At 53.6% G+C, this 4,640-nt stretch carries 6 protein-coding genes and 2 pseudogenes; all 8 read right to left on the bottom strand.

Annotation, left to right across the window (positions count from 1 at the left end):
• A pseudogene (gene tssI / locus ACFSE1_RS19160) lies at positions 1-536 on the bottom strand (type VI secretion system tip protein TssI/VgrG); the annotation flags it as partial.
• 95 nt (positions 537-631) lie between these two features.
• Positions 632-937 (bottom strand): PAAR domain-containing protein, encoded by a 306-nt coding sequence (locus ACFSE1_RS19165; RefSeq protein WP_377405189.1) that lies wholly within the window; start codon positions 935-937, stop codon positions 632-634.
• 12 nt (positions 938-949) lie between these two features.
• On the bottom strand, positions 950-1,747 hold the full coding sequence (locus ACFSE1_RS19170; RefSeq protein WP_377405192.1) for a cell division cycle protein 123 family protein: 798 nt from the start codon (positions 1,745-1,747) through the stop codon (positions 950-952).
• A gap of 18 nt (positions 1,748-1,765) precedes the next feature.
• Positions 1,766-2,284, bottom strand: coding sequence for an SMI1/KNR4 family protein (locus tag ACFSE1_RS19175; RefSeq protein ID WP_377405195.1), 519 nt, complete (start codon positions 2,282-2,284; stop codon positions 1,766-1,768).
• A gap of 18 nt (positions 2,285-2,302) precedes the next feature.
• Entirely contained in the window at positions 2,303-3,226 is a 924-nt protein-coding gene (locus tag ACFSE1_RS19180) for an HNH endonuclease (RefSeq protein WP_377405197.1), read from the bottom strand.
• Entirely contained in the window at positions 3,223-3,702 is a 480-nt protein-coding gene (locus ACFSE1_RS19185) for a hypothetical protein (RefSeq protein WP_377405200.1), read from the bottom strand. Before ACFSE1_RS19185 ends, ACFSE1_RS19180 begins: the two co-directional genes overlap by 4 nt.
• Positions 3,703-3,718: 16 nt before the next feature.
• Positions 3,719-4,303 (bottom strand): DUF4123 domain-containing protein, encoded by a 585-nt coding sequence (locus tag ACFSE1_RS19190; protein WP_377405203.1) that lies wholly within the window; start codon positions 4,301-4,303, stop codon positions 3,719-3,721.
• A gap of 8 nt (positions 4,304-4,311) precedes the next feature.
• A pseudogene (locus tag ACFSE1_RS19195) lies at positions 4,312-4,640 on the bottom strand (type VI secretion system tip protein VgrG); the annotation flags it as partial.

Here is a 4,640-nt window from a genome sequence, read left to right on the forward strand (position 1 = left end):
GAGACTTCCACAGCCCGATTGCCGCCGATGGAGGCCACCTCATGACGATCAATGCGCTTGGTGCGGTCGTTCAACACCCGTGTTGTCTGATCCTTCTGGGCATGGAAGAACTGGTTCTCCTTGCCCGCCTCATCCTCAAAGCTGATCTCGTTGAAACCCTGGCCCTTGTGGGTATTGGAGCGCAGAACCATGCGCGTCTTGTTCGCCGGCAGATCATAGGGCACGGCGTTTGCCGGGTTTGGCACGACGCCGATGACCAGCGGGCGATCCGGATCGCCATCGACGAAGGCAACCATGACCTCCATGCCGATGCGCGGGATGATCTGTGAACCCCAGGTGCCGCCGCCCCAGCTTTGCGCCACCCGCACCCAGCAGGTGTCGGAGCCGTCCTTCTTCGCCTTGCGATCCCAAGGAAACCACAGCTTGATGCGGCCATATTGATCCGGGTGGATCTCTTCGCCCTCGGGGCCTGCAACAATCGCCACCTGCGTGCCTTCGATCCGAGGGCGTCTGGTCTCGCGATGCGGGGTGAGGGGATCACAGTCTGTCATGGCCCTACATTCCACGACGCCATCCACGCTTCGGTAAATGGACGACTTAGCAGATAGCCGATTCGCTGATTAATGCAGAATTACTCGAAGGTGATCCAAGACTCGCCCTGAACGAGCGAGCCGCCGTGAGCGCAAGGATCGCCTAGCCGCGCTACTGCCTTGCCCTCTATCTTTGCGATGGCTGAGCCTCCGGTTATCCGATCCGAAGTGGTCGGGACACCGGTGCAAAGAAGACTGTCTCCCACCGTTGCAATCGGAACACCCTCAACCGTCACAAAACTCTGCTGCGTCGACACGACTGGTCCTCCGACGTGATACTTCGGACCCGGATCAACCATGGGGCAGATATGCATGTGCCCTTTAAGGGTAGTAGCTTTTCCAGCCATAGTTTCTTTTCCTTAAAAGTGTGTGGATGTTCCCGCAAAAGGTAACGGGGCCATCGAAAGTATACGTCCGCTACTCCCGCGGAATCGCAAACCGCCATCAAAGTCGCCGCCATTCTGCCACCGAAACAGGCAGGCATCGGCACGCCAGATCATAGGGTTGATATCAATAAGAACTGCGCGCCAATCCGTATCGTCGATCTTTTCGACGAACACATCAACAATTCCGTCATCGACATGGGAGACGGAAAGAAAGCTTTTTGTAAAGTCGATCAGTGCCGTAGCGATAGGCCCGGCGTTGGCTTCAATTTCCGGAAAGACGGTCATGTGGAAATATTGTGATGCACCGATGAATGCACGGTTCTTCATGAATAGCCTGAATTCGGTCCATTGGGGAATCGGATGCCAGGGACGAATGAAAAGACCGACTTCGAAATTGTCCTGCAGCGAGCTTGCAAGCAGGCCAGCCACCCGGGCATTCTCTTGCAGGATATGCGGCGCAAGATCTCGGCTATTGAAGATCGGCGATTTCTGAAAATGTCCAGGCTTCTTGAAGCTGCAGCCACCGAGACGGGCGTGTCCACCAAATGGAAATACTCTAGTCTTCTCATCAACTGCAGCGTAGAAGCCATCACTGAACGACGGAATTTCGTCAATCTCGAAGATTTCGCGGAAGGCTGCCGTACGTGCACCGATAGCCAATCGATCCTGCTCGGACAACATTAGCTGCTCCATTGGCAGACCGAGCGCAATTACTTCGTCCGGCCAATGCTCCATGAAAGTCGATCGCCACTTCTTGTGCAGGCCCAGCATGTCAAATCCTGTGTACCCTCAGAGATTTTCTGCGGAAGTAAGACTAAAGAAAAATTCAGGGAGGCTGTCAGCGACTTTTACAACGCCCTTGGCGTTGTTGCCCGTGCCGAAGGGGTCTGTTGCCCTTTCCCAGAAGTATACTGCACCATTATCTCGATTCTTTCCGTCCATCAGGAGGTAGGAATGACCCGCATCGGCTGTGCCAAAGAAAACCATAGGCAAAGTGAACTGTTCGACCCAAGGGCTTTGTGAAATGAACATGCGGTGCATGGTGATGAACTGCTCATGCTCCGACACTAGGATCTGGCTTTCATGTGGGGCTCTGGAGCCGTCCTCACACTGCACCAAAAACGCATCGTTCTCCTCCACCACGCAATGACCGACGCGCCGCAACACCTCTTCAAGCTGCGTGGGGATTCTCAATCCGGTGGCTTCTTCGTAGGATCGGAAATCGGCATCGCTCCATGTAGTAGAATCGATCACGATGAGACCGGACTGTTCCTTCAAATGAGCGATGGCTTTATCCAAAGTTGCCATTATATCCTCCGTTGGTTCTCAGTAGGCGGGATCTTCGACCGCCGACGCCCCGCCGCTGTGCGCCGCACCACCGTTTCGCGTGTTATGAATGCGGGAATCGATCAACTGCATAGTGGACGTATCTTCATTATGGTGCCACGTGAAACCGCGTTCATCAGCCTTGGTCCAATTGGGATAGCGCTCCCGAACTTGGGACAGCGCCTGGCCAACGTCACCATTCTCTCCACGAAGTAGATCGCCCTTCATGTTAGGAATGCGCGCCTCAATCGGCCGCCCGTCTGCGCCTTTTTTAATGAAAGGTGAGAAATCCGGCTTACCATTGCGATAGTCGATACCGGTTTGCTTGTATTTATCAAGTGCCTCAGCGGCGGGCGTTCCCGGTTCAGGTGTCCACTTACTATTTCCGGGCTCACCCGACCATTTCCCTCCGCGAGGAATATTTTTGTACTTTCCACCGTCATTGTACTCATCAACCTTTTTCCGGCGACATTCCTTTGTTTTGCACCTTTTGAGGTCTTCCTGAAGCTTTCTGTAGGCTTCTCCGCGCTTTGATGACCAGTACTTTGATGCAGCGGTTGTCTTTCTTACATGTTCTTCCAGAGACCTGACCTTGCGTTGCGCGGCGGCAACCTGACTATACAGTTTCTCTGCATAACGCGCGATTTTGGTGCCTTTAGCGCCGGCCTTTGCTGCATCGCCCCAAAAAGGAACCAGTCCAACGAGATCAAGGCCGGCATCGGCCCAATTTCCAGACCATGCATTGCCAATAGCACTGGCGGCATCTACAAACCCTCCGACAACGGGCACGGATGATGCCGCCAGCCAACCCGCTTCTTTTGCAATGGCAGTATAGCGTTGGTTGAGCATATCGACATCTGCGCGGGCAAGTTCCAGTTCTCGCGAATCTGGAACGTTGACGAGATCGTTGAGGTGTTGACTCATTGAGCATCCCTCTGCCTGCGCTCGACTTCCTCGAGATATTGTTCCTCAATATCGTCATAGGGCACGCCAAGCATGTTGTTCTTCATATACTGCGGAAACCAGTAATCATTTTTGCTGCGCGCAATTGCGTTTCCTTCCTCCCCCATCGTCGGCTCGAGATTGCAGCGCTCCATCCGTCGCTCCTCGGATTGGCTGCGATCCGCAAGGATTGTCCTGTAGGGTTCAAACAGAAAGAAGTCGGGACCGATGCGCCACATGAGTACAACGAACTGCACCTGATAGATTGGGTCGACAAAGCCGAAGTGTTCAGCATAACGCCGTCCCCATCGCGTCATTTCAGCGGCTGCGGGCGATGGTGCCATATCGGCAAAAGCTGGCAGATGTTTAGGGATGATTTCTTTGGTGAAGTAATCGACGAAATCGTCGTCGTCGCGGAGCAGCGCATTCATCTGCTGCGGATCGAACTTAATGATCATCTTACTTCCTTTCGAACTAGTCGATTGCGCACACGGTGCCTTGCGTTGGCACCAGCGAGATAGCCTCGCGGAGCAGCGAGTCACCATTTGTAGAGAATTTCAACAACTCATTCGGCCTGACATCGTTCTCGCAATACCAGGTATGGACACCTCTGAAGAAGGCAGTTCTTTGCTCGGTCGTAAAAACGGGAAGGTACTGCCTGAGCGTACGGGGATCGTAGAAGCGGAAGAAGTGCGTTGTTCCTTGATCGTCCTGGATTACCGTAAACTTCCGGAGGTGCCTGACAATGTCGGCAAGCTGCAAGGAAGACCGCAGGAATATCGACCATCGCTTGCCGAACCCATTATCGATCAGCCAGTCGAGAACACTTTCATCCAGATTTATCGCAGCCACCCAGGCAGTGTCGTCGCCAAACTCCTCTAATGCCTGCCCCCGGTAGAGGCAGGCTACTTTGTCTGTCATTGCCTGAAGCGCAGCCGGAATCGTCATTGGTGAGCGAGATGCGTCAATCACGGCGTACAGGATCCCAAGTTCCCCTGCGTCAGATTGGCCAAGTAGGGTATCAACAAGGATTTTCCGAGTTTTGTCGTGAAGCGGCACGAAACCCCCTATTTTTTCGAGCAATCTTCAGCAAACGGTTTGTTGGTATTCTTTCCCGCGCTGCCACGCTTGAAATTAATGGAATTCGATTTCACCTCGAACTTCGTCGCTTTGATGAAGACGCCATTCTTGTTGATCTCAATGACACCACCTGGTGCCGCCAAGACAATCTTATCACTGGCGATCATTGTGTGATTTTCAGTCTGACTAAGGATCGCCTTGCCGACGGTAATTTCGTAGCGCTCGCCAACCGTCTGCTTCTTTGTTTTTCCCACGCTCTCCAGCGAGGTCTGGCCGACATTTGTGACTTTGCTCACGCCGATCTGCTCGGCGCGTG

Origin of the sequence: Affinirhizobium helianthi, assembly GCF_042680945.1 — a bacterium.
Taxonomy (GTDB): domain Bacteria; phylum Pseudomonadota; class Alphaproteobacteria; order Rhizobiales; family Rhizobiaceae; genus Neorhizobium; species Neorhizobium helianthi.